The sequence below is a fragment of the Brevundimonas sp. UBA7506 genome (assembly GCF_002479495.1).
Taxonomy (GTDB): Bacteria; Pseudomonadota; Alphaproteobacteria; order Caulobacterales; family Caulobacteraceae; genus Brevundimonas.
Window position 1 is genome coordinate 338666 of sequence record NZ_DLNQ01000010.1, and the last position, 26889, is coordinate 365554.

Consider the following 26889-nt stretch of genomic DNA (forward strand, 5'->3'; position numbering starts at 1 on the left):
CCGCCGCCGAACCACGACAAATCAGACGCCGTTCCATGAAGCTGTGGCGCCGCTTGCATGAAAGACCGTCCTGACACGGCGTGGATTTCATATTCCGCCGATGCCTGGCGACGATTCCGCCTCCCCCAATCCGTCCGCGCCCGCTAGTTGAGGGCGACAACCACGCGCCGGGGAGGCGACCCATGTTGATTTACGCCGCCTTCCTGGGGGGCGTCGGCCTAATAGTCGGCAGCTTCCTGGGCCTGGTCAGTCTGCGCCTGCCGCGCGGCGAGGACGTGGTGTTCGGCCGTTCGCGGTGCGGCGGCTGCGGCCGAACGCTGAAGCCCTGGCGCATGATCCCGCTGCTCAGCTGGGCCCTGTCGCGCGGACGCTGTTCCGACTGCGGCTCGAAGATCCCCCTCCGCTATCCGCTGATTGAACTGGGATCGGGCCTGATCGGGGTCTGGGCCGGGCTGTCTTCCGGCGACTTCACCATGGCCCTGATGACCGGGGTGCTGGGGTGGAACCTGCTGATCATCGCCCTGGTCGACGCCGAGCACTTCTGGCTGCCCGACCAGTTGACCCTGCCCCTGTTCGTCAGCGGCCTGATCGCGGCGGTCCTGCTCTATCCCGGCGGCCTTGGCGCCGCCTTCCCCTCGGCCCTGATCCCGCCGCTGATCGGCGCCTTGGTGGGCTTCGGCGGACTGTGGCTGCTGGCCCGCCTCTATAGAGTCGTGCGCGGGCGCGAAGGCCTGGGCGGCGGCGATCCCTTCCTGCTGGGCGCCAGCGGCGCCTGGGTCGGCTGGACGGGCCTGCCCAGCGTCCTTCTGTGGGCCTCGGCCGCTGGACTCAGCGTCGTGCTGGCCATGCTGATCGTGCGGCGTCGCGTGTCGGCGACCGACCGCCTGCCGTTCGGCGTCTTCCTGTCCATCGGCGTCTGGCTGACCTGGCTCTACGGCCCGCTGGGCCTGAGCTGAGTCACGGCCGGGATCAGCGCAGCAGGTCGCCCCAGCGCCACTGGCCCGTTCCCAGGGCCAGCCGCGCCGCGCCCGGGCCGTCGCCCAGGGTCAGCAGGACATAGCCCCGCACCGTCTCGGTCTTGCAGGCGCGCGGCGTGAAGCCGACGGTGACCGCCACGGCCTGACGCACGCCCGCCAGCCCCTTGCCTTCCTGACCGGGGCTCAGCACCCAGTCGCCGTTCCACACCAGGATGGCGCGACCATTGGCCCCCGAGGTGCGATAGGCTTCGTTCAGGGCGGCGCGGACGCCGGGCGCGTCGCGCAGGGCGTTCTGCAGGCGTCGAACCATGTCGCACGACCCGCCTTGGCCGGAGCCCGAGCCGTCGCCGCTGCCCGATCCGCTGCCGGCCCCGGTCCCGCTGCCCGTTCCCGAACCGGCCCCGTTTCCGGCCCCGCCGCCCGCCGTCATGGCTCCGGCCAGGGCCGCGTCGCCCAGAAAGACATAGGAAACGCTGGGCGCCGGGGCGGTGATCGGCACCGGGGCGACCGTCGGCGAGCGCGGCGCCGGCCGGCTGGGCCGGGGCGAAGGCCGCGTCGGCGCGGCGCGCTGGGCCTTGGCCGGCTTTTTCTCGGGCGCAGGCGTGGGAACCGGCGCAGGGGCCGGCGTCGGGGCGGGCGCGGGCGATCCCCCTCCGCCTTCATCCGGCGACGGCACAGGGGCCGGCGGCGGCGGATCGACCAGCATCACCTCGATCGGTTCGGCCTCGGGCGGATAGACGGGCGTCTTGGCCGGGGCCAGCAGGATCAGGGCCAACACCAGCAGGTGCGCGCCGACGCTGGCGACCATGGTCAGGGCTCGCCGCCTCGCCTTGCGCCGCCCCGGCGACGCCGCATGACGCGGAACCGAAAAGGAACCGTCTGATCTTGCGCCGCTCAAGCAGTCGCTTCCCTAAGCTTCACCGCTGACAAGACTAAACTGAACAAAATGAATATCCCGACGCGCGACCTCAGGACATTGAGGCGCTCTCTGGTAACCCTTCATCCGCGTCAGCATCATGGCGCCGCGCCTTGAATACGCCCAACTTTGCAAAATCGGTGATTTCTAAAGTTTTTCTATGGTTAAGCTGAAACCATGTCTTCGGTTGCGCGTCTTTGCAGCGCCGTTCCCTGCATCTGCGGGTGCAGCAACGCGCAATCCCCGGAGTAGCGCCCCGGAACGAAGGAGACTCAACTTGATCAAACTGACATCTAAGGCGGTCGCGGCCAGTGCAGTGGTGGTGCTGGTAGGGCTGACCGCAAGCGGGTGTGCGAGCCATCGCTTCGTGCGTGAAAACGTCGCCGTCGTCGACGAACGCGTCACACAGGTCGACAGTCATCTGACCCAGGTCGAAGGCACCGCCGGCGAAGCGCTCGCTCGGGCCAACGCCGCGCACAAGCTGGCCGAAGGCAAGTTCCTGTACGAGATGGTGCTGTCCGACGACTCGGTGAAGTTCCCGGTCAACCGCGACGCCCTGTCGCCGGAGGCCGAACAGCGCCTCTCCGAACTGGTGCAGCGCCTCAAGGCCGAAAACCGCAACGTCTACCTGGAAATCCAGGGACACACCGACTCGGCCGGGGACGAGCGCATGAACGAGCAGCTCGGTCAGGCTCGCGCCGAAGCCGTGCGCCGCTACCTCAGCAGCCAGGGCATCGCCCTGAACCGCATGGCCACCATCTCCTATGGCGAGACCAAGCCGGTCGCGCCGAACAACACCCGCGAAGGCCGGGCGCAAAATCGCCGCGTGGCGATCATCGTCCTCAGCTGACCGGCGGCGGCGGCTTGCCCGTGCGAGCCGCCGCCTGTTGTTTCAGGCGGGTGAGGCCCGACCCAGGATCTTGTCCGCATTGATGTTCGCGTCAAACGCGCCATAGGCCGCGCCGCGCGGTTCAAGGCGCAGACGACAGAAGGACCCGGCGACGGGGCTTTCGTTCATCAGCAGCACCGCGGCCTGCGCCGCCAGCGCCAGCCGTTCGACCGTCAGGCGCGCCGCGCCCTCCGACGCCGGAGCGAGGTCCAACCCATCCAGCCAACGGTCATAGGCGCCGTCCCGTCCGCGCACGGCCTCCAGAAACCCGCGCAGGGCCTCGACCGCCTCCGGTTCGCGTCCGAACGCGCGCAGCACATCGAGCGCGATGACATTGCCCGAACCCTCCCAGATGGCGTTCAGCGGCGATTGGCGGAACAGGCGCGGCATGGGGCCGGTCTCCACGTAGCCCGCCCCGCCGAGACTCTCCATCGCCTCATAGATCATCCCCGACGCGCGCTTGCAGACCTGGTATTTGGCGATCGGCGTCAGCAGCCGGCCGACCGGCTCGTCGCGGTCGAAGGTTCCCGCCAGGTGCAGCGACAGGGCCGTGGCCGCCTCGCTTTCGACCGCCAGATCGGCCAGGACCGCCGCCATCATCGGCTGGTCGATCAGCCGTTTCTGAAAGGCGGTGCGGTGGGCGGCGTGCCAGATCGCCTGAGCCAGCGCCCCGCGCATCTGCTGGGCCGAGCCGATCACGCAGTCCAGCCGGGTGTGCTGGACCATGCGGATGATGGCGGCGACGCCTCGCCCCTCCTCGCCGATCCTCTGGGCCAGGGCGCCGTGATACTCGACCTCGGACGAGGCGTTGGAGCGGTCGCCCATCTTGTCCTTCAGCCGCACGACGCGGAAGCCCGCATTGCGCGTTCCGTCCGGCAGCCAGCGCGGCAGCAGGAAACAGGTCAGGCCGCCCGGCGCCTGGGCCAGCGTCAGGAAGGCGTCCGACATGGGGGCCGAGCAGAACCACTTGTGCCCCGTCAGCCGATACCAGCCCTCCTCGCCCGTCGGCTCGGCGCGGGTGGCGTTGGCGCGCACGTCGGACCCACCCTGCTTCTCGGTCATGGCCATGCCGATGGTGACGCCCGCTTTGTCCGAGGCCGGACGGACGGCGGGGTCGTAGCGCCCGCCCCTGATCTTCTCGATCCACGACGCGCCCACGTCCGGCTCGACCGCCAAGGCGGGAACCGAGGCGTAGGTCATGGTCATGGGACAACTGGTCCCCGAGTCCGCCTGCCCCGTCAGGAACAGGACGGCGGCGTGCAGGACATGGCCGTTCGCCGTGCCGTCCCAGGCGGCGGAGGCCAGCCCCGCCTCCAGCCCGAGTTGCATCAACTGATGATAGGCCGGATGAAAGGTCACCTCGTCGATGCGGCGGCCGTAGCGGTCGTGGGTGTCCAGCACCGGCGGCACGCGGTTGGCCTGAACGCCCCAGTCGATGACCTCGGCCGAGCCGCAACGAGCGCCGAGGGCCGTCAATCGGGCTTCGTGCTGCCCCCCGCCCGCGCGGCGCACCGCATCCAGCAGCGCCCGGTCGCCGGTGAAAAGGTTGACGTCCTCCAGCGGCGGCGGCTGGTTGGTCACTTCGTGGGTGTCGAGGTCGGCGATAGGACGCAAGGACGACATCGGCGGGCTCCGTTCAGGCTCGACGCGAGCATGGCACGGGCGCGGCGAGAGGCGAAACCGGCCCCCTCTTTCCGCTCATCCCCGCGGAGGCGGGGACCCAGTAAGAGCCCCAAGCACTTCGGGTGAAAGCAGCAACCCAGCCAACCGCGACTACAGCCAAAGCATTGGGTCCCCGCCTCCGCGGGGATGAGCGGGGGTGGGTTAGTCTGCCCGCTTCTGCACCGCCCCCACATGCCCGACGCCGCGCCGCGCGGCGATCTCCATCTGCCTGTGCCGCTCGGCATAGCCCTCGCGCTGTTCGTCGGTGCGTGCGTCGTGGCACCGCTCGCAGCAGACGCCCTCAACATACAAGGGCGACAGGCGCGCCTCGGGGCTGACCGGCATGCGGCAGCCGCGGCACAGGCTGTGATCGCCTTCCTTCAGGCCATGGCCGACCGCGACGCGCTCGTCGAAGACGAAGCAGTCGCCGCGCCACAGGCTCTCGGGCTCGGGGATGGTCTCGAGGTATTTCAGGATGCCGCCTTCCAGATGGAAGACCTGCTCGACGCCCTCGGCCTTGAGGAAGGCTGTGGCCTTTTCGCAGCGGATGCCGCCGGTGCAGTACATGGCGACCTTGGGCGGATTGGGCCGGTCCAGCAGGGCGCGGCCCTCGGTGCGGAACCAGTCGGGAAACTCGCGGAAGGTGCGCGTGTTGGGCTGGATCGCGCCCGCGAAGGTCCCGACCTCGACCTCGTAGTCGTTGCGGGTGTCGATCACGATGGTGTCGGGATCGGCGATCAGGGCGTTCCAGTCCTGGGGCGAGACATAGGCGCCGACGCCGTCGACCGGGTCGATGTCGGTCACGCCCATGGTGACGATCTCGGCCTTCAGCCGCACCTTCATGCGGTGAAACGGCATGACCTCGGCGGTCGAGTATTTCAGCTCCAGCCGGTCAAAGCCGGGCATGGCGCGGATGCCGTCCACCACGCGGGCGACGGCGGCGTCCGGCCCGGCGATGGTGCCGTTCAGACCTTCGTGGGCGACCAGAAGCGTGCCGCGTACCTCGGTCCCGCACAGGTCCAGCAGATGCGCCTGCACGGCTTCGCGGTCCGCAATCGGGGCAAAGCGATAGAGGGCGGCGACGCAGACGGGCGAGGCGGTTTCAGGCGTCACGAAAGGAGGTCCCGGCGGGCGGCGATGAAAAGGAAGCGGCCTCTATAGGCCCCGCAGCCCCGCGCGTCACGGCGACAGCTTGTTTACAACTATGAGTTACATTCAGCCTTCAACCTGAAGGATACTCGCCTTGCCGGAAGCCGCGCCCGTTCGAGACCCCCGCATTCGCGTCATGGTCGTGGACGACAGCGCCATCGTGCGCGGCCTGATCGTGCAGACGCTGGAACGCGACCCGGCGCTGAGCGTCGTGGCGCGCGCCGCCAATGGCGAGGCGGCGCTGGCGGAGCTGGCGCGGACGCCCGTCGACGTGGTGGTGCTGGACATCGAGATGCCGGTCATGGACGGGCTGACCGCCCTGCCCCTGATCCTGCAGCGCCAGCCGGACGTGAAGGTGGTCATGGCCTCGACCCTGACGCGGCGCAACGCCCGCATCAGCCTGCAGGCGCTGCAGGCCGGGGCCGCCGACTATGTGCCCAAGCCCGAGACGGGCGGCCTGGTCGGGGCCGAGGACTTCGCCCGCGAACTGACCGCCAAGGTGAAGGCTCTGGGTCGGCAGGGTTCGCCCGTAAGCGCGCCGACCGTTGTGGCTCCCGCCGTTCGCCCCGCCCCCCTGTCGCCGCCGGTCCGGCCTCAGGTCGTGGCCATCGGCGGCTCGACCGGGGCGCCGCCCGCCCTGATGAGCCTGTTCGAGGCCCTGAAGGGCGAGCTGGAGCAGGCGGTGCTGCTGACCCAGCACATGCCGCCGACCTTCACCGCCATGCTGGCCGAGCAGCTGGAGCGCGCGGGCGGACGCCCCGCCGCCGAGGCCCGCGACGGCGAGCCCGTCCTGCCGGGCCGCATCTATGTGGCGCCGGGCGGCTGGCACATGACGGTGGGCCGCAGCGGAAAGGTGCCGGTCATCCGGCTGAATCAGGAAGCGCCCGAGCACTTCTGTCGGCCCTCGGTCGATCCCATGCTGCGCTCGGCGGCGGCGGTCTATGGCCCCGGCCTGCTGGCGGTGATCCTGACGGGCATGGGCTCTGACGGCGCCGAGGGCTGCCGCGCCGTGGCCGAGGCCGGCGGGCGCTTCATTGTTCAGGACGAGGCGACCAGCGTGGTCTGGGGCATGCCCGGCGCCGCGGCGAAAACGGGACTGGCCGAGGCGGTTCTGCCGATCAACCAGATCGCGCCCTGGGTGCGGAGGGCCTGCGCATGACCGCCGCCTATGAGGGCTTCCGCAAGCTGGTGCTGGACCGCTCCGGCCTCGTTCTGACAGCGGACAAGGACTATCTGCTGAAAAGCCGGCTGGAGCCTCTGGCCCGCAAGGACGGGTTTGACGGTCTGGATCAGATGCTGGCCCGCGTCGGCGCCGAGCCATCCGGGGCCCTGGCCCAGCGCTGCATCGACGCCATGGCGACGCATGAATCCTTCTTCTTTCGCGACACGACGCCCTTCGACCAGCTGCGCGACACCCTGCTGCCCGACCTTCTGGCGGCGCGGGCGGACAGCCGCACCCTTCGCATCTGGAGCGCCGCCTGCTCCAGCGGACAGGAGCCCTATTCCTTGGCCATGCTGCTGATGGAGGAGCAGGCGCGGATGCCCGGCTGGCGTATCGAGATCCTGGCCACGGACATGTCCCAGCCGATACTGGAGCGCGCCCGCAGCGGCCTTTACAGCGACTTCGAGGTGCGGCGCGGTTTGACCGAAACACGACTGGCCCGCTGGTTCACGCGTCAGGGGGATCAGTGGCTGCTGTCGCCGCAGGTGCGGTCGATGGTGCGGTTCGCCCCGCACAACCTGCTGGCGGGAACAGCGGGTCTGGGCCGGTTCGACCTGATCTTCTGCCGCAACGTGCTGATCTACTTCGACCGCGAGCGGAAGCAGACCGCCCTGACCCAGATCGGTCAGGCGCTGGAACCCCACGGCGCTTTGGTGCTGGGGAGTGCGGAGACGGTGGTGGGATTGGACAGCGGCTTTGCGCCGGTCGTGGGGCTGCGCGGGGTGTTCAGACGGGGCGGCTAACCCGGGGCTGAGACACTGCGCTTGTAATTTTATTAGCTAAAATGACCGTCACGTATAAATACCAACGACAACTGCAACAATGGCGCAGCTATCCCCGCTACAAATGCAATGGCAGAAATTAGTTCGAGAAACCACCTATCGATAAACTCTTTTGGACTGAATGGCTCTGGCCATGCTTCATGAAGATCACCATCGATCATCGCGTATCGAACGCTGTGAAGAGCGCTTAAGGTTGCCTCTGCGCGAGCGACATTGAGGAGGGTCGAAACCCCGACCACAATCAATCCCATCCCAAATAGGATCGCGGAAGGGAAAAGGAGCGCAATGATCGCCTTGCTTTGAGCAGTTACCGGACCACTCAAAACCTCAGTGATGCGCGCCCCGACCGCCGTGAAGCCGGCACCGTTGCCGACGCCGACAATGAGTTGCCAGCGACGACCGATCTGCTTCGCCTCGGCGTGGGCGTCGCGGATATACGTCTCCACCTGATCGCGGGTAAGAAACCGCTCATTTTTGACGTCGTCAGCCATCATCGCCCCCCGAATGGTGCATTCGTGTAACGGCAGCCCAAGAGAAGTACCTTCACACGTCTGGGTACTAGATGAAGCGGCCTCGATTGGCTTTCAAGCCTCTGCTGCGCCCCCTCCCCGTCGCTGCACGACAAGGGAGAATTGAAGGATTACTCAGGGGGCGAAGACGGCGTCGCGCCGCCTTCGCCCCCTCTTCGTCCCGTCGCGGCCCTCGGGGCTCAGGCGGCGGCGAGGCGATCCATTTCCGCCGTCAAGGCTTCGGCCTGGCGGGCCAGTTCGCCCGAGGCGTTGAGCAGTTCCGACGAGGCGTCGCTGGTCTGCACGGCCGCGGCGTTGACCCCGGCGATGCTGGTCGAGACCTGACGCGTGCCCTCGGCGACTTGAGTCACGTTGGCGGCGATTTCGCGGGTGGCGGCGGACTGTTCCTCGACCGCCCCGGCGATGGCCGAGGCGATGTCGGCCACCTTGCGGATGGTGTCGGTGATGCTGCCGATGGCCCCAACCGAGGTCTGGGTCGCCGACTGCATGGCCGCCACCTGGGACGAGATTTCGTGCGTCGCCCGCGCCGTCTGATCCGACAGGCTCTTCACCTCGGACGCCACGACGGCGAAGCCCTTGCCCGCCTCGCCCGCCCGCGCCGCCTCGATGGTGGCGTTGAGCGCCAGAAGCTTGGTCTGGCCGGCGATGTCGTTGATCAGGGTGACGACATTGCCGATCTTCTGCGCGGCGTCGGCCAGGGTGCGGATGGCCTCGCTGGTGCGGTCGGCCTCGGTCACGGCGTGCTGGGAGATGCTGCTGGACTCGGCCACCTGCCGCGCGATCTCGGCGATGGAGGCGGTCAGTTCCTCGCCCGCCGAGGACACGGTCTGGACGTTGACCGAGGTGACCTCGGCCGCTGCCGTCACGGACCCGGCCTGGCGCGTGGTTTCCTCGGCCGTGCCCGCCATGCCCTCGGCCGTGGCCCGCATCTGCGAAGCCGCCGAGGCGACGATGCCCGAGATTTCCGTCACCCGCGCCGCCACCTGCTTCTGGGCGCTGATGTCGGTGGCGAACTTGACCACCTTGAGCGGCGTGCCGCGCGCGTCGAGGATGGGGTTGTAGCTGGCCTGCAGCCAGACCTCGCGCCCGTCCTTGCCGACCCGACGGTACTGACCGGCGTCGTATTCGCCGCGCCCCAGCTTCTCCCAGAAGGCGCGATAGGCGCCCGATTGCACCTCGGCGGGATCGACGAACATGGAGTGATGGCGGCCGACGTTCTCCTCCGACCGATAGCCGGTAGTGCTCAGGAAGTTGCCGTTGGCGCTCTGGATCGTCCCGTCCAGATTGAATTCGATCACCGCCTGGGCCTTGCTCAGCGCCTCCAGCATGCCGGCGTGCTTGCGCAGCTCGGTGACGTCGTTCCACTCCAGCACATTGCCGACGTAGTCGCCGCCGGCGTCCAGCACCGCCATGACCCGGAGCGCGAACCGCAGGTCGCCGACGCTGATCTCGGCGATGTGCGGGCGAGCCAGGGGGTGGGCCAGCATGGCGCGCTGGTGCGATGGGTCCTTGTGGAAGACGTCGATGGAGGTGCCCACCATCCGGTCCAGCGCCACTCCGGGGAAGGCCTTGGCGAAGGCGGCTTCATTGGCCTTCAGCAGGGCGCGGGTGGCGTCGTTCAGATCGATGATGGTCAGGTCGCGGTCGACCATCATCAGGGCGGCCGAGGTGGACCGCACCACCGCGCGGGCGAAGGCGTCGGGATCGTCCTCGGGCCCGGCCACGATCAGATCGTCCAGGCTCTCAGCAGCTTTAGCGGCGGCGGCGGTGCGCGACATGGCAGGCTCCTTGGTGGTCCGATCAGGCCGCAGCGGCCGGGGCGGACAGGGTGAAGGTCTGTTCGATGTTGAGGATCAGCAGGGAGGCGTCGTCGTGGCGGTACAGTCCGTCGCACAGGGTCCGCCATTCGGGGGCCAGGGTGACGGGCAGAGGCTCCCTGGCCGCGCGGTCCAGCCACAGGACGTCGCCGACGTCCTCGACCTGAAGCGCGTAAAGCTCGCCGCCGCGTTCGACGATGACGCTCATGTGGGGCTGGCCGACCTCGCGCGGCGGCAGGCCCAGGCGGCGGCGCATGTCGACGGCGGTGATGATGCGCCCGCGCAGGTTCAGCGACCCGGCCACCTCGAACGGGGCCAGAGGCACGCGGTCGATCCGCACCGGGGCGATCACGTCCTGAACCCGCAGCAGAGGCACCCCGATCATCTGCTCGCCGACGCGCACGGAAACGAAGCCTTCGAGCGAAGGGTCTGTCGACGCAGGGCTCATGCGGCCTCCTGATCGTGGGAAAGGACTTCGGCCACCTCGCTCAGCAGGGCCTCCTGCGGCGGGCCGCTGAGGAAGGCGGCGCCCAGGCCCAGCAGGGGCGTGGCGTGCCAGGCCGAGGCGCGGCCAAAGGCGGTCGCCATCCGCCGCGCCGTCGATCCGGCAGGGCTGGTGTCGGCCAGGATGAGGTCGAAGGCTGCGCCCGCGTCGTGAAGCGCTAGCGCCGCCTCGGGATCGGAAGCCACCTCGACATCATAGCCCGCCTGGCCCAGCAACGGCCCCAGCAGCATCCGCACGAAGGGGCTGTCATCCACGACCAGCAGACGCTTGGGGACGCGGGCGGGCGCGGGCGGAACGGCCGCCTCGCCCTCCCGCCCGACCTCGCCGTCGCAGCGCCGCCAGTAGAAGTCCACGTCGATCAGCTCGGTGGCCCGGCCCGCCACCACCAGGCTGCCGCTGACCCCGGTGGAGGCCCCCGTCAGTTCGGCGCTCGCCGTCGCCTCGATGATGTCGACGATCTCCTCGGCCATCAGGCCCAGACTGCGCGCCCCGCGCGAAAAGACCAGCAGGGGCCGCTTGGCCTCAGGCGCGCGCGACAGGGCCGCCCCGTCGGCGCCCAGCACCGGCATCAGTTGGCCGCGATACTGGACCAGCGAGCGCCCGTCGGCCCATTCCAGCATCGAGGGCTCCAATTCCTCGATGCGCGCCACGCCCGCCAGCGGCGCGGCCTTCAACCCGTCGTCGGCGGCGCGGAAGACCAGCAGGGCCTCGACGTCCGCCTCGCCGGTCGCGGCTTCGATCAGGACCTCGTCGCCGCCGTTCAGCAGGGACCCCGCGCCCGCCTCGACCGCCATGCCCTTGAAGTCCAGGATCATGATGACCGCCCCGTCCCCGAGGATGGTGGCCCCGGAATAGAGCTTCAGGTGACGCAGGATCGAGGCTGTCGGCTTGACCACGATCTCCTCCGTGTCGAACACCCGGTCGACGATGACGCCGAAGTCGAAAGCCCCGACCCGGGCCACGACAATGCAAGCCTCGCCGCGCGGCCCTTCGGGCGCCTCCAGCCCCAGCAGGGCTTGCAGGGACACCAGAGGCAACAACCGGTCGCGCAGCGCAGCACCTCGGCGCCGTTGATCTGTTCGATGCGGCGACCCGCCGTTCCATTGGCGCTGACCAGTTCGATGATGCTGGCCTGGGGCATGGCGAAGCGCTCGCCGCAGCATTCGACCACCAGTCCGGCGATGATGCTGAGCGTCAGGGGGATGCGGATCGTGAAGCGCGTCCCCTGCCCCTCGACGGAGGCCAGCTCGACGGCCCCGCCGATGGCCTCGATATTGGTGCGCACCACGTCCATGCCGACGCCGCGTCCCGACACTGCCGTCACCGAGGCGGCGGTCGAGAAACCGGGCAGGAAGATCAGCTGGCGCGCCTCGGCGTCGCTCATCGCCGCCGCCTGCGCGGGATTGATCAGGCCGACGTCCAGCGCCTTGGCGCGGATGCGGGCGGCGGGCAGGCCGCGCCCGTCATCCGCCATCTCGATCAGAATGGCCCCGCCCTCGTGCCGGGCCGAGAGGGTGATCCGGCCGGTTTCTGGCTTGCCCGCCGCGCGGCGTTGATCCGGCGTCTCCAGCCCGTGGTCGGCGGCGTTGCGGATCATGTGGGTCAGGGGATCGCGGATCAGCTCCATGACCTGTCGGTCCAGCTCTGTGTCTTCGCCGGTCATGACCAGATCGATGCGCTTGCCCAGGTCCGAGGCCAGGTCGCGCACCAGTCGCGGCAGCTTGGCCCAGGCGCCGCTGATCGGCTGCATCCGGGTGGTCATCACCCCTTCCTGCAGTTCGCTGGTCACTTGGTTCAGGCGATGCAGGGGCCCGGCGAAGGGCGTCTCGGGCTGGTCGCGCAGGGTCTGGATCAGTTGGTTGCGGATCAGCACCAGCTCGCTGACCATGGTCATCAGGCCTTCCAGGGTCTCGACGCCGACGCGGATGGTCTGGGGACCCTTGGCCAGCTCGGCGCGATCGGCGCGCGACGGCTCGGCCTCGCGCTCGGCAGGCGGCGCGGCCAGCAGGGCTTCGACCGCCTCGGCCTCGGCTTCCAGCTCGATCAGGCTCTGACGCACGGCCTGAACGAAGGCGGCTTCACGCGATGCCAGGGCCTCGCCGAAGGTCTCGGCCAGGGCGCGTTGCAAGGCGCCGGGCGCCGCCGTGGCGCGGGCGACGCCGCACAGGGCCTCGCGCCATTCGGCCTGCACGCGGTCCAGATCGATCCCGGCGAACAGGGGGCCGGTGTCGGGCGACGCGACCAGACCGGCCAGCGCGCCCTCACAAGCGGCGTCCAGCGTGGCCTCTCCCCCCACGCGTTCCAGCAGGGGACGATCGGCGGGCGGAGTCGCCGAGGTCGTCGAAGCGTCTTCACCCGCATAGATGCGGTCCAGCCGCGCGATCAGGGCGCGGTCGTCGCCCTCGGGCTCAACGCCGGTTTCGGCCAGTCCCTCGATCACCGCCCGGACCACGTCCACCGCGTCGAGGATGGCGGTGACGGAAGGCCCATCAACCGCCAGGGTCCCGTCGCGATAGAGGCCCAGCACGTTCTCGGCGGCGTGGGTCACGCTCTGCAGCCGCATCAGGCCGAGGAAGCCCGAGCCGCCCTTGAGGCTGTGGATCAGGCGGAAGATGTCGCCCAGCAGGTCCGGGTCGTACGGCGTCTGCTCGAAGCGGACCAGCTTGGCGTCCACGGCCTCGATGCCCTCGCGGGCTTCGGACACGAATTCGATGATGACGTCGTCCACGCTCGATCATCCCCCTTGAGGGCGGCGGAACCGCCCCTGCCGAACACAACCTTCAAGGGAAATCGGTTAATCCAAGCTTAAGGGAATACATCTTAAAGATGCATTGCCGCCCCTGAGGGGTCGGCGCGTCCTTCAATCACAGCGGCCTGTATGGCCGCGCCTGTGCAACGAGGAATGGAATGGCCGCGGACAAGAGCATGAACGTCCTGGTGGTGGACGACTACAAGTCGATGGTGCGGATCGTGCGGGGGATGCTGAACCAGCTGGGCTTCGTCAACGTCGACGACGCGCCCGACGGGGCGGCGGCCATGGCCCTGCTGAAGGAGAAGACCTACGGCCTGGTGCTGTCGGACTGGAACATGCAGCCGGTCACCGGGCTGGAGCTGCTGAAACAGGTCCGCGCCGAGGAACGCACGAAGAAGACCCCCTTCGTCATGGTGACCGCCGAAGCCAAGGTCGAGAACGTCATCGCCGCACGACAGGCCGGGGTGAACAACTATGTCATCAAGCCCTTCACCCTGGCGGTGCTGAAGCAGAAGCTGACCTCGGTCGTGGGCGAGATCTGATCATGACCCCGCAACAGATCCTGGCCGAGATCGACCATCTGAGGCGCGAGCTGGCGATCGCCGCCGACGACCTTCTGTCCGCCGCCGAACAGGGGCTGGCCTTGACGCAGACCGAGCCGACGGACGCCGAGGCGGTGACGGCCAGCTTTCACCGCATCCTCGCGGCCTGCAGTTTTCAGGACCTGGCGGACCAGAGGATCGACCGGCTGCTGACCGCCCTGACCGGACGCAAGGCCCCGCCCCGGAGTTCACAAGAATGCCCCGACGCCGCCCTGCTGAACGGCCCGGCCCTGGCGGGCGAGACGGGCCTGAACCAGTCGGCGGCGGACGCCCTGATGGCGAGGTAAGGACGCTTCACGGCTTGCAAAGCTGTCGCCAAAGGGGTGCAGTAGGACCTCGTTCCGCAGTCACCGTCCGGGCGCCGCCATCCTGATCTCCCGTTCCAGCCGGTCCGCCTCATGACCGCCCCCGAGACCGCGCCGCCCGTGCGCACCGGGGCGCTGGCGCCGCTGAACCATCCGGTCTTCCGCGCCGTCTGGATCACCAGTCTGGTGACGAACTTCGGGGGCCTGATCCAGTCGGTCGGCGCCGCCTGGATGATGTCCTCCATCGCCTCGGCCCAGATGGTGGCCCTGGTCCAGGCGTCCGTCACCCTGCCCATCATGCTGCTGTCGCTGGCGGCGGGCGCTCTGGCCGACACGGTGGACCGGCGCAAGATCATGCTGGCGGCCCAGAGCTTCATGCTGCTGGTCTCGGCCGGGCTCGCGGTCATGACCTATGTGGGCTGGATCACGCCCTGGGTGCTGCTCAGCTTCACCTTCCTGATCGGCTGCGGCACGGCCTTCAACGGCCCGGCCTGGCAGGCCTCGGTCGGCGACATGGTGCCGCGTGAGGACCTGGCCGGGGCCGTGACCCTGAACTCCATGGGCTTCAACCTGGCCCGCAGCGTCGGCCCGGCCATCGGCGGCATGATCGTGGCGGCGGCAGGAGCGGCGGCGGCCTTCGCCGTCAACGCCGTCAGCTATCTGGGACTGCTGGTCGTCCTGTTCCGCTGGAAGCCCGATCGACCGAAACAGACCCTGCCGCGCGAAGGCCTGCTGGCGGCCATGGCCGGGGGTCTGCGCTACGCCTTCCTGTCGCCGCGCGTCACGGCGGTGCTGCTGCGCGCCGTGGTCTTCGGGATCGGGGCCAGCGCGGTTCAGGCCCTGATGCCCCTGGTGGCGCGCGAGGGCGGCGGCGGGCCCCTGGCCTTCGGCCTGCTGCTCGGCGCCTTCGGCGTGGGCGCCGTGGGCGGGGCCCTGTTCGTCGGCAAGTTGCGCGCCAGGTATGAGACCGAGACCTTGGTGCGCGCCTCCACCCTGGCCTTCGCCGTCGCGGCCGCCGTCGTCGGCTTCAGCCCCTGGCTGGCCCTGACCCTGCCGGCCCTGATGATCGCGGGCGCGGGCTGGGTGCTGACCCTGTCCAGTTTCAACGTGACGGTGCAGATGTCGGTGCCGCGCTGGGTCGTGGCGCGGGCGCTGGCGCTTTATCAGATGGCGGCCTTCGGCGGCATGGCGGGCGGCAGCTGGCTGTGGGGCTCGCTGGCCCAGACGCAAGGCCTGGACACGGCGCTGGGTCTGTCAGCGGGGGTGCTGGTCCTGTGCGTCCTGATCGGGCTGAGGGTGCCCCTGCCCTCGACCGCCAATCTGAACATGGACTTGCTGCGGCGCTGGACCGAGCCGCAGACCCAGCTAGCCATCGAGCCGCGCAGCGGACCGGTGATCGTCACCATCGCCTATCGCATCCGCGAGGAAGACATCGACGCCTTCCTGGCTGTCATGGACGAGCGCCGCCGCGTGCGCCGCCGCGATGGGGCGCGGCAATGGCATCTGATGCGCGACCTGGCCGAGCCGGACGTCTGGGTCGAGAAATACCAGACCGCGACCTGGCTGGATTACGTCCGCCACAACCAGCGCATCACCCAGGCCGACGCCGACATCTCGCAGCGCATCTACGCCCTGCATCAGGGGCCGGACAAGCCGGTGGTGCATCGCCTGATCGAACGCACGACCGCGCCCCTGGCGGCCAACCTGCACGGCGAGCGCCACTACGGCGAACCCCTGACGGACCCGACGCGTTCGTCCTGAGCATGACCTCATCGCCCACCCCCTCGCCTGGTTCTGAGCCGCATCGGGAATGGTGGCGCGGGGCGGTCATCTACCAGATCTATCCGCGCAGTTTCGCCGACACGAACGGCGACGGGATCGGCGATCTGAAGGGGATCACCGCGCACCTCGATCACGTGGCCTCGCTGGGCGTGGACGCGGTGTGGATCTCGCCCTTCTATCCCTCGCCGATGAAGGACTTCGGCTATGACGTGGCCGACTATTGCGACGTCGATCCGGTGTTCGGAACCCTTGCCGATTTCGACGCTCTGCTGACCAAGGCGCATGATCTGGGACTGAAGGTCGTCGTCGATCAGGTCTGGTCACACACCTCGGACCGACACCCGTGGTTTCAGGCCAGCCGACAGGACCGCACCAATCCTTACGCCGACTGGTACGTCTGGGCCGACGCCAGGGCCGACGGCGCGCCGCCGAACAACTGGCAGTCCGTCTTCGGCGGGCCGGGCTGGACCTGGGATGCGCGGCGCGGCCAGTATTATCAGCACAACTTCCTGCCCGAGCAGCCGCAATTGAACGCCCGCAATCCGGCGGTGCAGGAGGCCCTGCTGGCGGTCGGTCGGTTCTGGCTGGACCGGGGCGTGGACGGTTTCCGCCTGGACGCCGTCAACTTCATGATCGGCGACCCCGCCTTGCGGGACAATCCGCCCCTGCCCACCGGCGGCAAGCGCACCCGCCCCTTCGATTTTCAGGACAAGATCCACAACCAGTCCTCGCCCGACATCCTGCCCTTTCTGGAGCGGGTGCGGGCGCTGACGGATTCCTATGAGGGCGGCCGCTTCACCGTGGCGGAGGTCGCCGGCGACCACGCCGCGCGCGAGATGAAGGCCTTTACCGCCGACGGCCGCCTGCACAGCGCCTACGGCTTCCTCTACCTCTACGCCGAGCGGCTGACGACCGATCTGGTCAGGGCGGGGACGGAGATGTGGCCGGGCAATCCCGGCGAGGGCTGGCCGTCATGGACCTTTTCCAACCACGATGCGCCGCGCGCGGTGTCGCGCTGGGCCGAGGGCCGCGACGAGCGGCGGTTGGCCGAAATGCTGATGCTGCTGCTGGTCTGCCTGCGCGGCAATGTCTTCGTCTATTACGGCGAAGAGCTGGGCCTGCCCCAGGCCGAGGTGCCGTTCGAGCGGCTGCTCGATCCCGAGGCCGTCGCCAACTGGCCGCAAACCCTGGGCCGCGACGGCGCCCGCACGCCGATGCCGTGGATCGCGGGCGCTCCCTTCGCCGGGCTTTCAGGCGTCGAGCCCTGGTTACCCATCGACACGCGCCACCCGGCCATGGCGGTGGATGTCCAGGACGCCGATCCGGCCTCGATGCTGAACGCCGCACGCCGCATCCTGGCCCTGCGCCGCGCCCATCCAGCGTTGAAAACGGGGACGATGACGATGCTGGCGACCGAGCCACTGCTGGTCTTCACCCGCCAGGGCCAAGGCGAGACCCTGCTGGCGGTCTTCAACCTCGGCCACGAGCCGCAGGCGTGGAGCGCGCCCGATGGCTACGTCCCGATCGACGCCGTCAACCTAGCCGAGGCGGGAATCCTGCCGCCGCTGGGCGGCATGCTTCTGCGCCTGACCACGCCTTGATCACGCCGCCCAAAGCCTTGCCGCAACGAGGGATTTTCAGCCCGAGTTCGCTCAGGTTCCGACCCATCCGTTTCAACTTCACACCATGTTGCAGCGCACACATCCCATGAACGCTCGACAAACGAAAAAACTGGTCTAGGGAACGGGCGCGGGGAACTTCGCGTAAGGTCAAGACCATGAAGATCGCAGTCCTGGGCGCCGGCGTCATCGGGGTGACGACGGCCCACTATCTGGCCAAGGCGGGCCACGAGGTGACAGTGATCGACCGCCAGAGCGGCCCGGCGCTGGAGACCAGCTTCGCCAACGCCGGCGAACTATCCCCCGGCTATTCCTCGCCCTGGGCCGCGCCGGGCATTCCGGCCAAGGCGGTGAAGTGGCTGTTCATGCGTCACGCGCCGCTGATCCTGCAGCCCCATATGAACGTGGCGACCGTGCGCTGGCTGCTGGCCCTGCTGCGCAACTGCACCTCGGCCCGCTATGCCCTCAACAAGGCGCGGATGGTGCGTCTGGCCGAATACAGCCAGGAGGTTCAGACCGCCCTGAACGCCGAGCTGGGCCTGCAATACGACCACCGCACCCAGGGCACCCTGCAGTTGTTCCGCACCCAGAAACAGCTGGACGGCATCTACAAGGACACTCAGGTCCTGCGTGAGGGCGGCGTGCCGTTCGAGGTGCTGGATCAGGACGGCTGCATCCGCGCCGAGCCGGGCCTTGCGGCCACGCGCGACCTGTTCGTCGGCGGCCTGCGCCTGCCGAAAGACGAGACCGGCGACTGCTTCAAGTTCACCAATGCGCTGGGCGACGTGGCGATCGCTCAGGGCGTGACCTTCCTCTACGACACCGCCATCAAGGCCCTGACGACCGACAAGGGCCAGATCAGCGGCGTCGAGACCAGCCGCGGCCGGATCACGGCCGACGCCTATGTCCTGGCCCTGGGGTCGTACTCGCCGCAGATGGTCAAGCCGCTGGGCATGACCCTGCCGGTCTATCCGGTGAAGGGCTATTCGATCACCGCCCCGATCGTGAACGAACCCGCCGCCCCCGTCTCGACCATCATGGACGAGAGCTACAAGGTGGCCATCACCCGCCTGGGCGACCGCATCCGCGTCGGCGGCATGGCCGAGATCTCGGGCTACAACAACGTCCTGCCGGAACCGCGCCGCAACACGCTGGAGCATTCGGTGGGATCGCTCTTCCCCGGCGCGGGCGATCTGAAGGCGGCCAGCTACTGGTCCGGCCTGCGCCCGATGACGCCGGACGGCACCCCGGTCATCGGCAAGACCAGGTTCGACAACCTGTTCCTGAACACCGGCCACGGCACGCTGGGCTGGACCATGGCCTGCGGCTCGGCCCGCGTCATCGCCGACCTCGTCAGCGGCCAGACCCCGGACATCGAGACGGGCGACCTGGGCATCGCGCGGTACGGCCAATAAACCCTTCTCCCCTTGTGGGAGAAGGTGGCAGGCGAAGCCTGACGGATGAGGGGGTGCGAAGAAATTCGTACGAGGCCTCATGTCAGATCGTCCCGCTGACACCCCTCAACCGGCCCTGCGGGCCACCCTCTCCCTCAAGGGGAGAAGGAACTATGTATCCTGCCGCGCCTTCGCCGCCACCGACCGCAGGCCGGCCAGCAGGGCGGCGCTGGTGGCGTCGGCCTGACAGCCCGCCGTCAGGATCAGGCGCATGGCCTGGACGTGGACGGCGACCGTGGGCCAGCTCCAGGCGCCGCTGACCTGCATCCGGTCGGCCACGTCGCACAGGCTGTAGCCCGCCTCGTACAGCGGTCCGGTGTCGAAGAAGCCCGCCGTGTCCAGCAGGGACGAAGCCAGCTTGTAGACCTGCGGCTCGCTGCCCGGCGCGGCGGCGGCGGCGACCAGCTCCAGCTCGGTGATGGTGCCGGCGACGGTGATCATGACGTCGTCGCGGTGACGCTCCAGCCGCTCGTTGGCGCGGCGCTCGACGTCGGCGAGGGTGCGGCCGCCCGGCTGGGCCATCTGGCGCGCCAGAGTGGTCTTGATCTTCAGGGTGCGGGCTTCGGTCACAACGCAACTCTTTGGGGCTTCATCAGCATGTCGATGTCGGACTGGTCCATGTTCGCCTCGACGGCGGCGCCGACGTGGGCGGACAGGTCGTCCTTGCGGCGTCCGGGCATATTCAGCGGCGGGCCGAAGTTGCGCACCCGACGATCGGGCCCGACGTAGTTCTCACTCTCGACGAACTCGCGCTCGTCGCCCGCCAGCCACAGGATGCGGCGCAGCAGGACGGCGGGGGTCAGGGGCTTGGTGACCACGAAGCTGACGCCGCAATCGCGGCCTTCCTGCACCTTGGCCTGCGAGGCGTGACCGGTCAGCAGGATGACGGGGATGAAGCGCAGGGGCGCCGGGGTCTCGCGCCGCAGCCAGCGGGCGAAGGCGTAGCTGTCCATCTCGGGATCGGCGCAGTCGATGACGATCAGGTCCACGGCCCGATTCTGGATGATGCGCACGCCCTCGGTCGCCGAGGCGCACTTGATCTGCTCCTTGACGCCAAAGCCCTGAAAGACCGAGCTGAGCATATCCAGCGCCTGCGGATTGTCGTCGATCAGCAGGACGGTCGACTGCTCCAGATTGACGCGGTCGGCGGCGCTCATCAGTCGAACAGCAGCAGGTCGCCGGCCACGGCGGCCGGCGCGACTTCGGAAGCGGAGAGCCTCACCCGGAACGACATCTCGCGCAGGCGGTCGGCCATCTCGGCCAGAGGCAGGGCGGCCAGGGCCGTGTCCATCGGCTGATCGGCGGCCAGGGCGCCGGCCAGACCCGACAGGGCGTCGACGCGCTGGCTCAGCACGTCGAAAGCCTGCATCCGCGTCAGGAAGGTCAGGCGCTGCTCAGGCGGGGCCAGGCGCAGCAGTTCGGACACCAGGCCGCCGGCCTCGTCCACGCCCGCGCGGATGTCGGCCAACTCGGCGGCGACGGCCGCCAGCAGGCCCTTGGCGTCGTAATCGTTCATCAGAACAGCTCCAGCGCGCCGGAATCGACGGGCGGCGGAGGCGGCGGCGTGGGTCGCGGGGCGACCGCGTCCGTGACCGCGCGTTGCAGCGCCCGACCCGTCACCGGCCAGTAATGCAGTCGACGCCCCCCGGCGCCCCTGAGGCTGGCGCCGACCACGGGGATGCCCTCGTCGGCCAGAAAACGTTCGGCGAAGTCGGCGTTGGACGTGCCCACGTCCTTCAGCGAATCGAACATGCGGCCGCCGCCGAACAGCTTGGCTTGCAGCCGGTCGCGACGCCCGCCCGCCTTCAGCACGTCGTTGATCAGGAGTTCCATCGCGTAGGCGCCGTAGCGACGTCCCGCGTCGGTGCCCGCCCCGGCCCCTTCGGGCAGCAGGAAGTGGTTCATGCCGCCGACCCCGGCCACGGGATCGCGCAGGCACATGGCGACGCAGCTGCCGAGGACGGTCGAGAGCACGACATCGGGATCGGACGTCACATAGTGCTCGCCCTGTCCGACGTGGATCCGCCGTTCGGTCATGTGCTGATCGCCGGCGCGGATCATGTCAGCGGGCCGAACACGCCTTCCAGCTTGTCTTTCAGCTGGGCGGTGGTGAAGGGTTTGACCAGGTAGTTGTTCACGCCGAACTGCACGGCGCGCTGCACCAGTTCGCGGTCGGCGCGGCCGGTCAGCATGATGAAGGCGGTCTTGGAGGTCGGCGGGTGGGCGCGGATGGCGCGCAGCAGGCCCAGACCGTCCAGGTTCGGCATGTTGAAGTCCGAGATCACCAGATGCACCGGCTTGGTGATGATGGACCGCAGGGCCAGCTCGCCGTCGGCGGCTTCGCTGATCTCGCGCACGCCGATCTGCTGCAGGCTGTTGCGGACCAGGGAGCGCATGGTCAGCTGGTCGTCGACGACCAGAACATTGAGGGCGGAAGCGGCGGGCATACGGGTAGTCCTTACGCGACAGGCTTTGAGGCGTGGGCGCCGGCGGCGCACAGGTCGAGAATGGCGGGGGCGAGGCGGGGCAGAGACAGCTGGCGCTCCACGGCGCCCAGCTCGAAGGCGGCGCGCGGCATGCCGTAGACGACGCTGGAGGCCTCGTCCTGACCCAGGGTGCGGGCGCCGGCCTGGCGCATGGCCAGCAGGCCCTTGGCGCCGTCCTTGCCCATGCCGGTCAGGATGACCCCGGTCATGGGGCGGCCCAGGCGGGCGACCGAATGGAACAGGACGTCCACCGAAGGGCGATGGCCGTTGACCGTATCGCCTGCGACCAGACGGCAACGCCCGCCCGAGACCTCCAGATGCCGCTCGCCGCCGGGGGCGATATAGACATGGCCCGGCATCAGGGGCGCGCCGTCCACGGCCTCGGTGACCGTGGCGCCGGACGCCTTGTCCAGACGGGCGGCGAAGCTCTTGGTGAAGGTGGCGGGCATGTGCTGCGTCACCACCGTCGCCGGGCAGTTGGCCGGGAAGGCCGTCAGGATGTTCAGCAGGGCCTCCACCCCGCCGGTCGAGGCGCCGATGGCCAGGATGTGGTTTGGGTCGGCGCGATAGGCGCCGTCGACAGCACGCGCCTCGCGCGTTTCCAGCGGCCGGACCCGCGAGCGGGCGGCGATCTTCACCTTGTCGGCCAGGTCGGCGAAGGCTTCCTGGGCCGGCACGCCCGGCGCGGGCTTGGCCACGGCGTCCACGGCGCCGACTTCCAGCGCCGCCAGGGTCACGTCGGTCCCGGCCTGGGTCAGGGTCGAGACCATGACGACGGGCATGGGCCGCAGGCGCATGATCTTCTCGAGGAACTCCAGCCCGTTCATGTTGGGCATCTCGACGTCCAGGGTGATGACGTCGGGGTTCAGCTCCTTGATGGCCGTGCGGGCCTCCAGCGGGTCAGCCGCCGTGCCGACCACCGAGATCTCGGGATCGCGGCGCAGGACGGCGCTGATCAGGCTGCGCATGGTGGCGCTGTCGTCGACGATCAGGACGCGGACGGGTTCGCTCATGCCCGGCCTCCCAGTCTGTAGGCCGTCAGGCCGCAGGTCTGCAGTTGCGCAACCGCCGGGCCGCTGACGCGCTCGGAATGGCCGATGTAGAGGGTGGCGCCGGGGTTCATCATCGGGGTGAAGCGGCTCCAGACCAGCTCCTGGGTCGCGTCGTCGAAGTAGATGACCACGTTGCGGCAGAAGATGACGTCGAACTTGCCCCGCATGGGCCAGTCGCCGATCAGGTTCAGTTCGCGGAACGACACCAGACGGCGCAGGGTCTCGTCGGCGCTGAACAGGCCGGGACGCGCAGCGACGGGATCGAAATGCTTGCGGCCCGAGGCCGGGACCGGCGACAGCAGCTCCTCGGAATAGATCCCCGCCGCGCCCTCGGCCACCATGTTGGGGTCGATGTCGGTGGCTAGGATGCGCACGTCCAGGTCCGCGGCTTCCGGCAGGACGTCCAGCACGGTCAGGGCCATGGAATAGGGCTCCTGTCCGTTGGAACAGGCCGCCGACCACAGGCGCACCCGACCGCCGGCCCGCGCACGGGCCGCCAGTTCCGGCATGACGTGGTCGCGCAGGTGATCGAAGTGGTGCGGCTCGCGATAGAAGCGCGTGACGTTGGTGGTCAGGGCCGCGGTCATGGCCTGGCGCTCGTCGACGCCCTCCACGCCCTCGATCAGGGCGCAGTAGTCGCGGAAGCTGCGCAGCCCCAGCAGGCGCAGCCGTTTGGCCAGGCGCGAATAGACCAAGGCGGCCTTGCCCTCGCTCAGGGCGATGCCGGCGTGGGCGTGCAGGGTCTGGGCGATGTGGCGGAAATCCTCGGCGGTGAAGACGAACTCGCCTTCCACCAGGGACGCCCGCCCGGAGGCGGTGGTCATGCGGCCTCGGCTTCGCTTTCGGCCGGCAGGACGTGTTCCAGATCAATCAAGCTGATCATGCGGCCGCCCTCGACGGCGAAGATGCCCTTGACGAAGGTCTTCACGTGGTCGCTGGCGACGTCGGGCGTCGGCTGGATAGTCGAGTCCGTCAGCTGCACGATGTCGGAGACCGCATCGACCAGCAGGCCGACCAGACGGTTGCCGACATGGGCCACCATGATGACGTGGCGGGCGGTCGGCTCGGCCGTGGCCAAGCCGAAGCGGGCGCCCAGGTCGATGATCGGCAGGACGATGCCGCGCAGGTTGATGACGCCCTTCATGTAGGACGGCGAGCGCGGCAGCGGCGTGGCCGGGGTCCAGCCGCGGATCTCGCGGACGTTCATGATGTCGACGCAGAATTCCTGCTCGCCGATGCGGAAGGCGATCAGTTCGCGGTCGGCGCCGGCGACGTTGGAGGTGACTTCGGTCATGGTGCTCAGCTCGCCATCTTCAGTTCGGGGCGGTTGGATTTGCGGCGCCCGGCGATGACCAGGGCGTCGATGTCGAGGATCAGGGCGACGCTGCCGTCGCCTAGGATGGTCGCGGCGGAGACGCCGTCGACGTGGCGGTAGTTGGTCTCGAGGCTCTTGATCACCACCTGGCGCTGGCCGTTGATGGCGTCGACCAGCAGGGCGGCGCGCGAGCCGGCCTCGGTTTCGACGATCATCACCACCCCGTTGACCAGATCGGCCGCGCCGTCGCGGAAGCCCATGACGCGGGCCACATCGACGAGGGGCACGAATTCCTCGCGGAAACGGATCACCGCGTCATGGCCGCCGACGTGGTGGATGTCCGACACCTGCGGCGTCAGGCTCTCGACGATGGCTGACAGGGGGGCGACCAGGGTCTGTTCGGCGGCCGAGACCACCATGCCGTCCAGCACCGCCAGGGTCAGCGGCAGGCTGAGGGTGAAGGTCGAGCCCTTGCCCGGAACCGAACTGATCGAGATGCGGCCGCCGAGCGCCTGGATGGAGCGCTTGACCACGTCCATGCCGACGCCCCGGCCCGAGACGTCGGTGACGGTCTCGGCGGTCGAGAAGCCCGGCAGGAAGATCAGGTTGTCGACCTCGTCGTCGGTCAGGACGGCGTCCTCGGCGATCAGACCGCGCGCCACGGCGATGCCGCGCACGCGCGGGCGGTTGATGCCCTTCCCGTCGTCGGCGATCTCGATGACGATGCGGCCCGAGCGGTGCAGGGCGGCCAGACGCACCGTGCCCTCGGCGGGCTTGCCGGCGGCCTCGCGCTCCTCGGCGCTTTCCAGCCCGTGGTCGATGGCGTTGCGCAGCATGTGGGTGATGGGCTCGGCCAGGCGTTCGACCACGGTCTTGTCGACCTCGGTGTCCTCGCCGGACGTGACCAGACGCACGCGCTTGCCGGTCATGTCGGCCACTTCGCGGACCAGGCGCGGCATCCGCTGGAACACCGACTTCACCGGTTGGGCGCGGATGGCCATGACGCTGTCCTGGATGTCGCGCGTCAGCAGCTCCAGGTCTTCCAGACCCAGGGCGATGTCCGACGAGCGGGCCAGACCGCTCTCCATCACGCGCTGGGCCAGCATGGCCTGCTGGATGACCAGTTCGCCGACCACGTTGATCAGGCGATCGACCCGGTCCAGATCGACGCGGATCGTCACCGGCGCCACAGCGGCGGGGGCCGAGGCCACAGCGACGGAGGCCGGAGCGGCGGGCGCGACCGGCTTGGGAGCGGCGGCGACCGGCGTCGGCGCCGGAACCGGGGCTGCGGCGACGACCGGCGCGAGAACCTCAGCCGGAACGGCGGGCTCGACCGGCGCGGCGGCCTTGGCCAGCAGGGCGGCGATGTCGATCTCGGGCTCGGCCGTGGGCGCGTCCAGAACCGGCAGCGGCGGCAGCGAGGCCTCGACCGGGGACTGGGCGCCGCCGAGGGCGGTGATGCTCAGGTCGCAGTCCATCTCGACGAAGTCGAAGACGTCGCGCACGGCCGCCTCGGCCACGTCGCCGGTCAGGACGATGGTCCAGATCAGGTGGGCGTCCTCGGCGTCCAGCGCCTCCAGCGACGGCAGGCCGCTGGCGTCCAGCTCGACCGAGGTCTGGCCCAGCCGCGTCAGTTCGCGCAGCAGCAGGCTGACGTCGTTGGCGCTGGCGTAGAGGCGAGGGTGCGGGCGGAAGACGATGCGCCAGCCGGCGGCGCTCGGCGCGGCCAGGTCCGGCAGATCAAGCGAAGGCAGGTCGAGCGACGGAAGCTCCAGCGACGGCAGCTCGGTCGGGGCGCCGAAATCGGCCAGGTCGAGCGTCAGGGGCGTGAAGCCGAAGTCGTCTTCGTCCTCGACAGCGGCGGCGGCCGGGGCGACCGAGGCGGCGACGCCGTGGGTCAGGACTTCCAGTTCGGCGACCAGACCGGCCGAGCGCGCGGCGTCCACCGGCGCGCCGGTTCCCTGCGCCGCAGCGATGTGGTCGGCCAGCACGTCAGAGGCGCGCAGCAGGGTCTTGACCGTAACGTCGTCGCATTCCTTACGGCCCGAGCGCAGCTCGTCCATCAGGGTCTCGAAGACGTGGGCGAAGCGCACCAGGTCTTCCAGGCCGAAGGCCCCTGCCCCGCCCTTGACCGAGTGAACGGCGCGGAAGACGGCGTTGATCGTCTCGATGTCGCCTTCGCCGGTCTCCAGCGCCAGCAGATTGGCTTCCAGATCGCCCAGCAGTTCGTTGCACTCCTGGAAGAAGGTGACCTTGATGGCCTCGAACGGATCGTCGCTCATCTTGTAATCCTCAGTCCTCTCAGGCCGCGACGCGACGGACGGCGTCGATCAGCTTGGCCGGGTCGAAGGGTTTGACGATCCAGCCGGTGGCCCCGGCCTCGCGGGCGCGCTGCTTCTTGGCGGCGTCGCTTTCGGTGGTCAGGACCAGAACCGGGGTGGCCTTGTGGTTGGGGTCGGCGCGCATGCCCTCGATGAAACCGAAGCCGTCCATGCGGGGCATGTTGATGTCGGTGATGACGATGTCGGGGTTTTCGGCCCGCAGCACCTCCAGACCGTGGATCCCGTCCTCGGCCTGAACCACGCGATAGCCGGCGTCTTTCAGCGCCAGCATCAGCATGTCCCGCATGGTGCGGGAATCATCGACGGTCAGAATGGTCTTGGTCACGCGAGTTGTCCTTGCGGAGCGAGGTCCGCGGCGGAGGCCCCAAAGGCGCTCCATTGCGAGGCCAGGGCCTCGGAAACATTGATGAAGGTCAAGGCCTGGCCGTCGGCGCGCCAGGTCGCCAGCGCCGACAGCAGGACCTGAAGGCAGAGGCCGCCCAGACGCTCGACGGCCGAGGCGTCCAGGGTCGCCTCCTGGCCGCGCACGGCCAGGAGTTGCGCCTTCAGGGGCTCGGCGGCGCGCAGATCAAGCACCGCCGGAAGGGTGATCAGGCTCGACATCAGAACTCTTCCCAGCCGTCTTCAATGGGCTGCGCCTTGAGGGCGGCGCCGCCGCGGCCGACAGTCTTGAGGGCGGCGATGGTCTGGGCCACCGGCTCGGGCGTGCGGGCCACCGGCTGCGGAGCGCG

Annotated in this window: 26 protein-coding genes and 2 pseudogenes; 9 read left to right on the forward strand and 19 right to left on the reverse strand. The window is 69.1% G+C overall.

Annotated elements, in window-relative coordinates; all coding sequences use genetic code 11:
- Positions 1 to 182 precede the first annotated feature (182 nt).
- Entirely contained in the window at positions 183 to 956 is a 774-nt protein-coding gene (locus B3K53_RS10615; RefSeq protein ID WP_292084231.1) for a prepilin peptidase, read from the forward strand.
- A gap of 13 nt (positions 957 to 969) precedes the next feature.
- On the opposite strand, the gene B3K53_RS10620 is transcribed toward B3K53_RS10615, so the two are convergent.
- Positions 970 to 1785: a hypothetical protein gene (locus B3K53_RS10620; RefSeq protein WP_292084232.1), complete on the reverse strand. Its 816-nt coding sequence runs from the start codon at positions 1783 to 1785 to the stop codon at positions 970 to 972.
- 385 nt (positions 1786 to 2170) lie between these two features.
- Between B3K53_RS10620 and B3K53_RS10625 the strand changes: the two genes are divergently transcribed.
- A complete protein-coding gene (locus B3K53_RS10625) occupies positions 2171 to 2743 on the forward strand; it encodes an OmpA family protein (protein ID WP_390182630.1) in 573 nt (190 codons plus the stop codon).
- 42 nt (positions 2744 to 2785) lie between these two features.
- On the opposite strand, the gene B3K53_RS10630 is transcribed toward B3K53_RS10625, so the two are convergent.
- Both B3K53_RS10630 and B3K53_RS10635 read right to left on the reverse strand, forming a co-directional pair.
- The gene (locus B3K53_RS10630) at positions 2786 to 4405 is read right to left on the reverse strand and encodes an acyl-CoA dehydrogenase family protein (protein ID WP_292084233.1); all 1620 of its coding nucleotides are present in this window, start codon (positions 4403 to 4405) and stop codon (positions 2786 to 2788) included.
- Positions 4406 to 4606: 201 nt separating this feature from the next.
- The gene (locus B3K53_RS10635) at positions 4607 to 5557 is read right to left on the reverse strand and encodes a rhodanese-related sulfurtransferase (RefSeq protein ID WP_292084234.1); all 951 of its coding nucleotides are present in this window, start codon (positions 5555 to 5557) and stop codon (positions 4607 to 4609) included.
- A 130-nt stretch (positions 5558 to 5687) separates the two neighbouring features.
- Here B3K53_RS10635 and B3K53_RS10640 point away from each other — a divergent pair, with 130 nt between their 5' ends.
- Together B3K53_RS10640 and B3K53_RS10645 are read left to right on the forward strand one after the other, a co-directional pair.
- A complete protein-coding gene (locus B3K53_RS10640) occupies positions 5688 to 6752 on the forward strand; it encodes a protein-glutamate methylesterase/protein-glutamine glutaminase (RefSeq protein ID WP_292084235.1) in 1065 nt (354 codons plus the stop codon).
- Positions 6749 to 7558: a CheR family methyltransferase gene (locus tag B3K53_RS10645; RefSeq protein WP_292084236.1), complete on the forward strand. Its 810-nt coding sequence runs from the start codon at positions 6749 to 6751 to the stop codon at positions 7556 to 7558. The genes B3K53_RS10640 and B3K53_RS10645 overlap by 4 nt, the downstream gene beginning before the upstream one ends.
- A gap of 32 nt (positions 7559 to 7590) precedes the next feature.
- On the opposite strand, the gene B3K53_RS10650 is transcribed toward B3K53_RS10645, so the two are convergent.
- The 5 genes and pseudogenes from B3K53_RS10650 to B3K53_RS10670 form a co-directional block, all read right to left on the reverse strand.
- Positions 7591 to 8088, reverse strand: coding sequence for a hypothetical protein (locus B3K53_RS10650; protein WP_292084237.1), 498 nt, complete (start codon positions 8086 to 8088; stop codon positions 7591 to 7593).
- Positions 8089 to 8306: 218 nt separating this feature from the next.
- The gene (locus B3K53_RS10655; RefSeq protein WP_292084238.1) at positions 8307 to 9905 is read right to left on the reverse strand and encodes a methyl-accepting chemotaxis protein; all 1599 of its coding nucleotides are present in this window, start codon (positions 9903 to 9905) and stop codon (positions 8307 to 8309) included.
- Between the two features lie 22 nt (positions 9906 to 9927).
- The gene (locus tag B3K53_RS10660; RefSeq protein WP_292084239.1) at positions 9928 to 10392 is read right to left on the reverse strand and encodes a chemotaxis protein CheW; all 465 of its coding nucleotides are present in this window, start codon (positions 10390 to 10392) and stop codon (positions 9928 to 9930) included.
- Positions 10389 to 11612: a chemotaxis protein CheW gene (locus B3K53_RS10665; RefSeq protein WP_292084240.1), complete on the reverse strand. Its 1224-nt coding sequence runs from the start codon at positions 11610 to 11612 to the stop codon at positions 10389 to 10391. The genes B3K53_RS10660 and B3K53_RS10665 overlap by 4 nt, the downstream gene beginning before the upstream one ends.
- A 41-nt stretch (positions 11613 to 11653) precedes the next feature.
- A pseudogene (locus B3K53_RS10670) lies at positions 11654 to 13177 on the reverse strand (chemotaxis protein CheA); the annotation flags it as partial.
- 179 nt (positions 13178 to 13356) lie between these two features.
- Here B3K53_RS10670 and B3K53_RS10675 point away from each other — a divergent pair.
- The 5 genes and pseudogenes from B3K53_RS10675 to B3K53_RS10695 form a co-directional block, all read left to right on the forward strand.
- Complete coding sequence (locus B3K53_RS10675; RefSeq protein WP_292084241.1) at positions 13357 to 13743, forward strand: response regulator; 387 nt, start codon at positions 13357 to 13359, stop codon at positions 13741 to 13743.
- Between the two features lie 2 nt (positions 13744 to 13745).
- The gene (locus B3K53_RS10680; RefSeq protein WP_292084242.1) at positions 13746 to 14090 is read left to right on the forward strand and encodes a hypothetical protein; all 345 of its coding nucleotides are present in this window, start codon (positions 13746 to 13748) and stop codon (positions 14088 to 14090) included.
- Positions 14091 to 14201: 111 nt separating this feature from the next.
- Complete coding sequence (locus tag B3K53_RS10685; RefSeq protein ID WP_292084243.1) at positions 14202 to 15869, forward strand: MFS transporter; 1668 nt, start codon at positions 14202 to 14204, stop codon at positions 15867 to 15869.
- A gap of 2 nt (positions 15870 to 15871) precedes the next feature.
- The gene (locus B3K53_RS10690; protein WP_292084244.1) at positions 15872 to 17491 is read left to right on the forward strand and encodes an alpha-glucosidase; all 1620 of its coding nucleotides are present in this window, start codon (positions 15872 to 15874) and stop codon (positions 17489 to 17491) included.
- Between the two features lie 158 nt (positions 17492 to 17649).
- A pseudogene (locus B3K53_RS10695) lies at positions 17650 to 18924 on the forward strand (D-amino acid dehydrogenase); the annotation flags it as partial.
- A 150-nt stretch (positions 18925 to 19074) separates the two neighbouring features.
- Here B3K53_RS10695 and B3K53_RS10700 read toward each other — a convergent pair.
- Genes B3K53_RS10700 through B3K53_RS10750 form a run of 11 tightly spaced genes read right to left on the reverse strand, consistent with a single transcriptional unit; the run spans position 19075 to position 26761 of the window.
- Entirely contained in the window at positions 19075 to 19533 is a 459-nt protein-coding gene (locus B3K53_RS10700; RefSeq protein ID WP_292084246.1) for a chemotaxis protein CheE, read from the reverse strand.
- A complete protein-coding gene (locus B3K53_RS10705; protein ID WP_292084248.1) occupies positions 19530 to 20120 on the reverse strand; it encodes a response regulator in 591 nt (196 codons plus the stop codon). The genes B3K53_RS10700 and B3K53_RS10705 overlap by 4 nt, the downstream gene beginning before the upstream one ends.
- A complete protein-coding gene (locus tag B3K53_RS10710) occupies positions 20120 to 20479 on the reverse strand; it encodes a hypothetical protein (RefSeq protein WP_292084249.1) in 360 nt (119 codons plus the stop codon). Before B3K53_RS10710 ends, B3K53_RS10705 begins: the two co-directional genes overlap by 1 nt.
- Entirely contained in the window at positions 20479 to 21024 is a 546-nt protein-coding gene (locus B3K53_RS10715) for a chemotaxis protein CheD (protein WP_292084250.1), read from the reverse strand. Before B3K53_RS10715 ends, B3K53_RS10710 begins: the two co-directional genes overlap by 1 nt.
- A complete protein-coding gene (locus B3K53_RS10720) occupies positions 21021 to 21410 on the reverse strand; it encodes a response regulator (RefSeq protein ID WP_292084252.1) in 390 nt (129 codons plus the stop codon). Before B3K53_RS10720 ends, B3K53_RS10715 begins: the two co-directional genes overlap by 4 nt.
- A gap of 11 nt (positions 21411 to 21421) precedes the next feature.
- The gene (locus tag B3K53_RS10725) at positions 21422 to 22462 is read right to left on the reverse strand and encodes a protein-glutamate methylesterase/protein-glutamine glutaminase (protein ID WP_292084253.1); all 1041 of its coding nucleotides are present in this window, start codon (positions 22460 to 22462) and stop codon (positions 21422 to 21424) included.
- A complete protein-coding gene (locus B3K53_RS10730; protein ID WP_292084254.1) occupies positions 22459 to 23325 on the reverse strand; it encodes a CheR family methyltransferase in 867 nt (288 codons plus the stop codon). The genes B3K53_RS10725 and B3K53_RS10730 overlap by 4 nt, the downstream gene beginning before the upstream one ends.
- Positions 23322 to 23795, reverse strand: coding sequence for a chemotaxis protein CheW (locus B3K53_RS10735; RefSeq protein ID WP_292084255.1), 474 nt, complete (start codon positions 23793 to 23795; stop codon positions 23322 to 23324). The genes B3K53_RS10730 and B3K53_RS10735 overlap by 4 nt, the downstream gene beginning before the upstream one ends.
- A 5-nt stretch (positions 23796 to 23800) precedes the next feature.
- Entirely contained in the window at positions 23801 to 26098 is a 2298-nt protein-coding gene (locus B3K53_RS10740) for a chemotaxis protein CheA (protein ID WP_292084256.1), read from the reverse strand.
- A 19-nt stretch (positions 26099 to 26117) separates the two neighbouring features.
- The gene (locus tag B3K53_RS10745) at positions 26118 to 26483 is read right to left on the reverse strand and encodes a response regulator (protein ID WP_292084257.1); all 366 of its coding nucleotides are present in this window, start codon (positions 26481 to 26483) and stop codon (positions 26118 to 26120) included.
- On the reverse strand, positions 26480 to 26761 hold the full coding sequence (locus B3K53_RS10750; protein WP_292084258.1) for an STAS domain-containing protein: 282 nt from the start codon (positions 26759 to 26761) through the stop codon (positions 26480 to 26482). The genes B3K53_RS10745 and B3K53_RS10750 overlap by 4 nt, the downstream gene beginning before the upstream one ends.
- Between the last annotated feature and the right edge of the window lie 128 nt (positions 26762 to 26889).

Bases quoted from the DNA above. Each gene is read 5' to 3' on its own strand.
- B3K53_RS10655 (WP_292084238.1), bottom strand. From the start codon at position 9,905: ATGTCGCGCACCGCCGCCGCCGCTAAAGCTGCTGAGAGCCTGGACGAT.
- B3K53_RS10725 (WP_292084253.1), bottom strand. From the start codon at position 22,462: ATGAGCGAACCCGTCCGCGTCCTGATCGTCGACGACAGCGCCACCATG.
- B3K53_RS10685 (WP_292084243.1), top strand. From the start codon at position 14,202: ATGACCGCCCCCGAGACCGCGCCGCCCGTGCGCACCGGGGCGCTGGCG.
- B3K53_RS10735 (WP_292084255.1), bottom strand. From the start codon at position 23,795: ATGACCGAAGTCACCTCCAACGTCGCCGGCGCCGACCGCGAACTGATC.
- B3K53_RS10665 (WP_292084240.1), bottom strand. From the start codon at position 11,612: ATGCTGCGGCGAGCGCTTCGCCATGCCCCAGGCCAGCATCATCGAACT.
- B3K53_RS10650 (WP_292084237.1), bottom strand. From the start codon at position 8,088: ATGGCTGACGACGTCAAAAATGAGCGGTTTCTTACCCGCGATCAGGTG.
- B3K53_RS10680 (WP_292084242.1), top strand. From the start codon at position 13,746: ATGACCCCGCAACAGATCCTGGCCGAGATCGACCATCTGAGGCGCGAG.
- B3K53_RS10750 (WP_292084258.1), bottom strand. From the start codon at position 26,761: ATGTCGAGCCTGATCACCCTTCCGGCGGTGCTTGATCTGCGCGCCGCC.
- B3K53_RS10660 (WP_292084239.1), bottom strand. From the start codon at position 10,392: ATGAGCCCTGCGTCGACAGACCCTTCGCTCGAAGGCTTCGTTTCCGTG.
- B3K53_RS10720 (WP_292084252.1), bottom strand. From the start codon at position 21,410: ATGCCCGCCGCTTCCGCCCTCAATGTTCTGGTCGTCGACGACCAGCTG.
- B3K53_RS10730 (WP_292084254.1), bottom strand. From the start codon at position 23,325: ATGACCACCGCCTCCGGGCGGGCGTCCCTGGTGGAAGGCGAGTTCGTC.
- B3K53_RS10620 (WP_292084232.1), bottom strand. From the start codon at position 1,785: ATGGTCGCCAGCGTCGGCGCGCACCTGCTGGTGTTGGCCCTGATCCTG.
- B3K53_RS10715 (WP_292084250.1), bottom strand. From the start codon at position 21,024: ATGATCCGCGCCGGCGATCAGCACATGACCGAACGGCGGATCCACGTC.
- B3K53_RS10675 (WP_292084241.1), top strand. From the start codon at position 13,357: ATGGCCGCGGACAAGAGCATGAACGTCCTGGTGGTGGACGACTACAAG.
- B3K53_RS10630 (WP_292084233.1), bottom strand. From the start codon at position 4,405: ATGTCGTCCTTGCGTCCTATCGCCGACCTCGACACCCACGAAGTGACC.
- B3K53_RS10740 (WP_292084256.1), bottom strand. From the start codon at position 26,098: ATGAGCGACGATCCGTTCGAGGCCATCAAGGTCACCTTCTTCCAGGAG.
- B3K53_RS10690 (WP_292084244.1), top strand. From the start codon at position 15,872: ATGACCTCATCGCCCACCCCCTCGCCTGGTTCTGAGCCGCATCGGGAA.
- B3K53_RS10645 (WP_292084236.1), top strand. From the start codon at position 6,749: ATGACCGCCGCCTATGAGGGCTTCCGCAAGCTGGTGCTGGACCGCTCC.
- B3K53_RS10615 (WP_292084231.1), top strand. From the start codon at position 183: ATGTTGATTTACGCCGCCTTCCTGGGGGGCGTCGGCCTAATAGTCGGC.
- B3K53_RS10705 (WP_292084248.1), bottom strand. From the start codon at position 20,120: ATGAGCGCCGCCGACCGCGTCAATCTGGAGCAGTCGACCGTCCTGCTG.
- B3K53_RS10710 (WP_292084249.1), bottom strand. From the start codon at position 20,479: ATGAACGATTACGACGCCAAGGGCCTGCTGGCGGCCGTCGCCGCCGAG.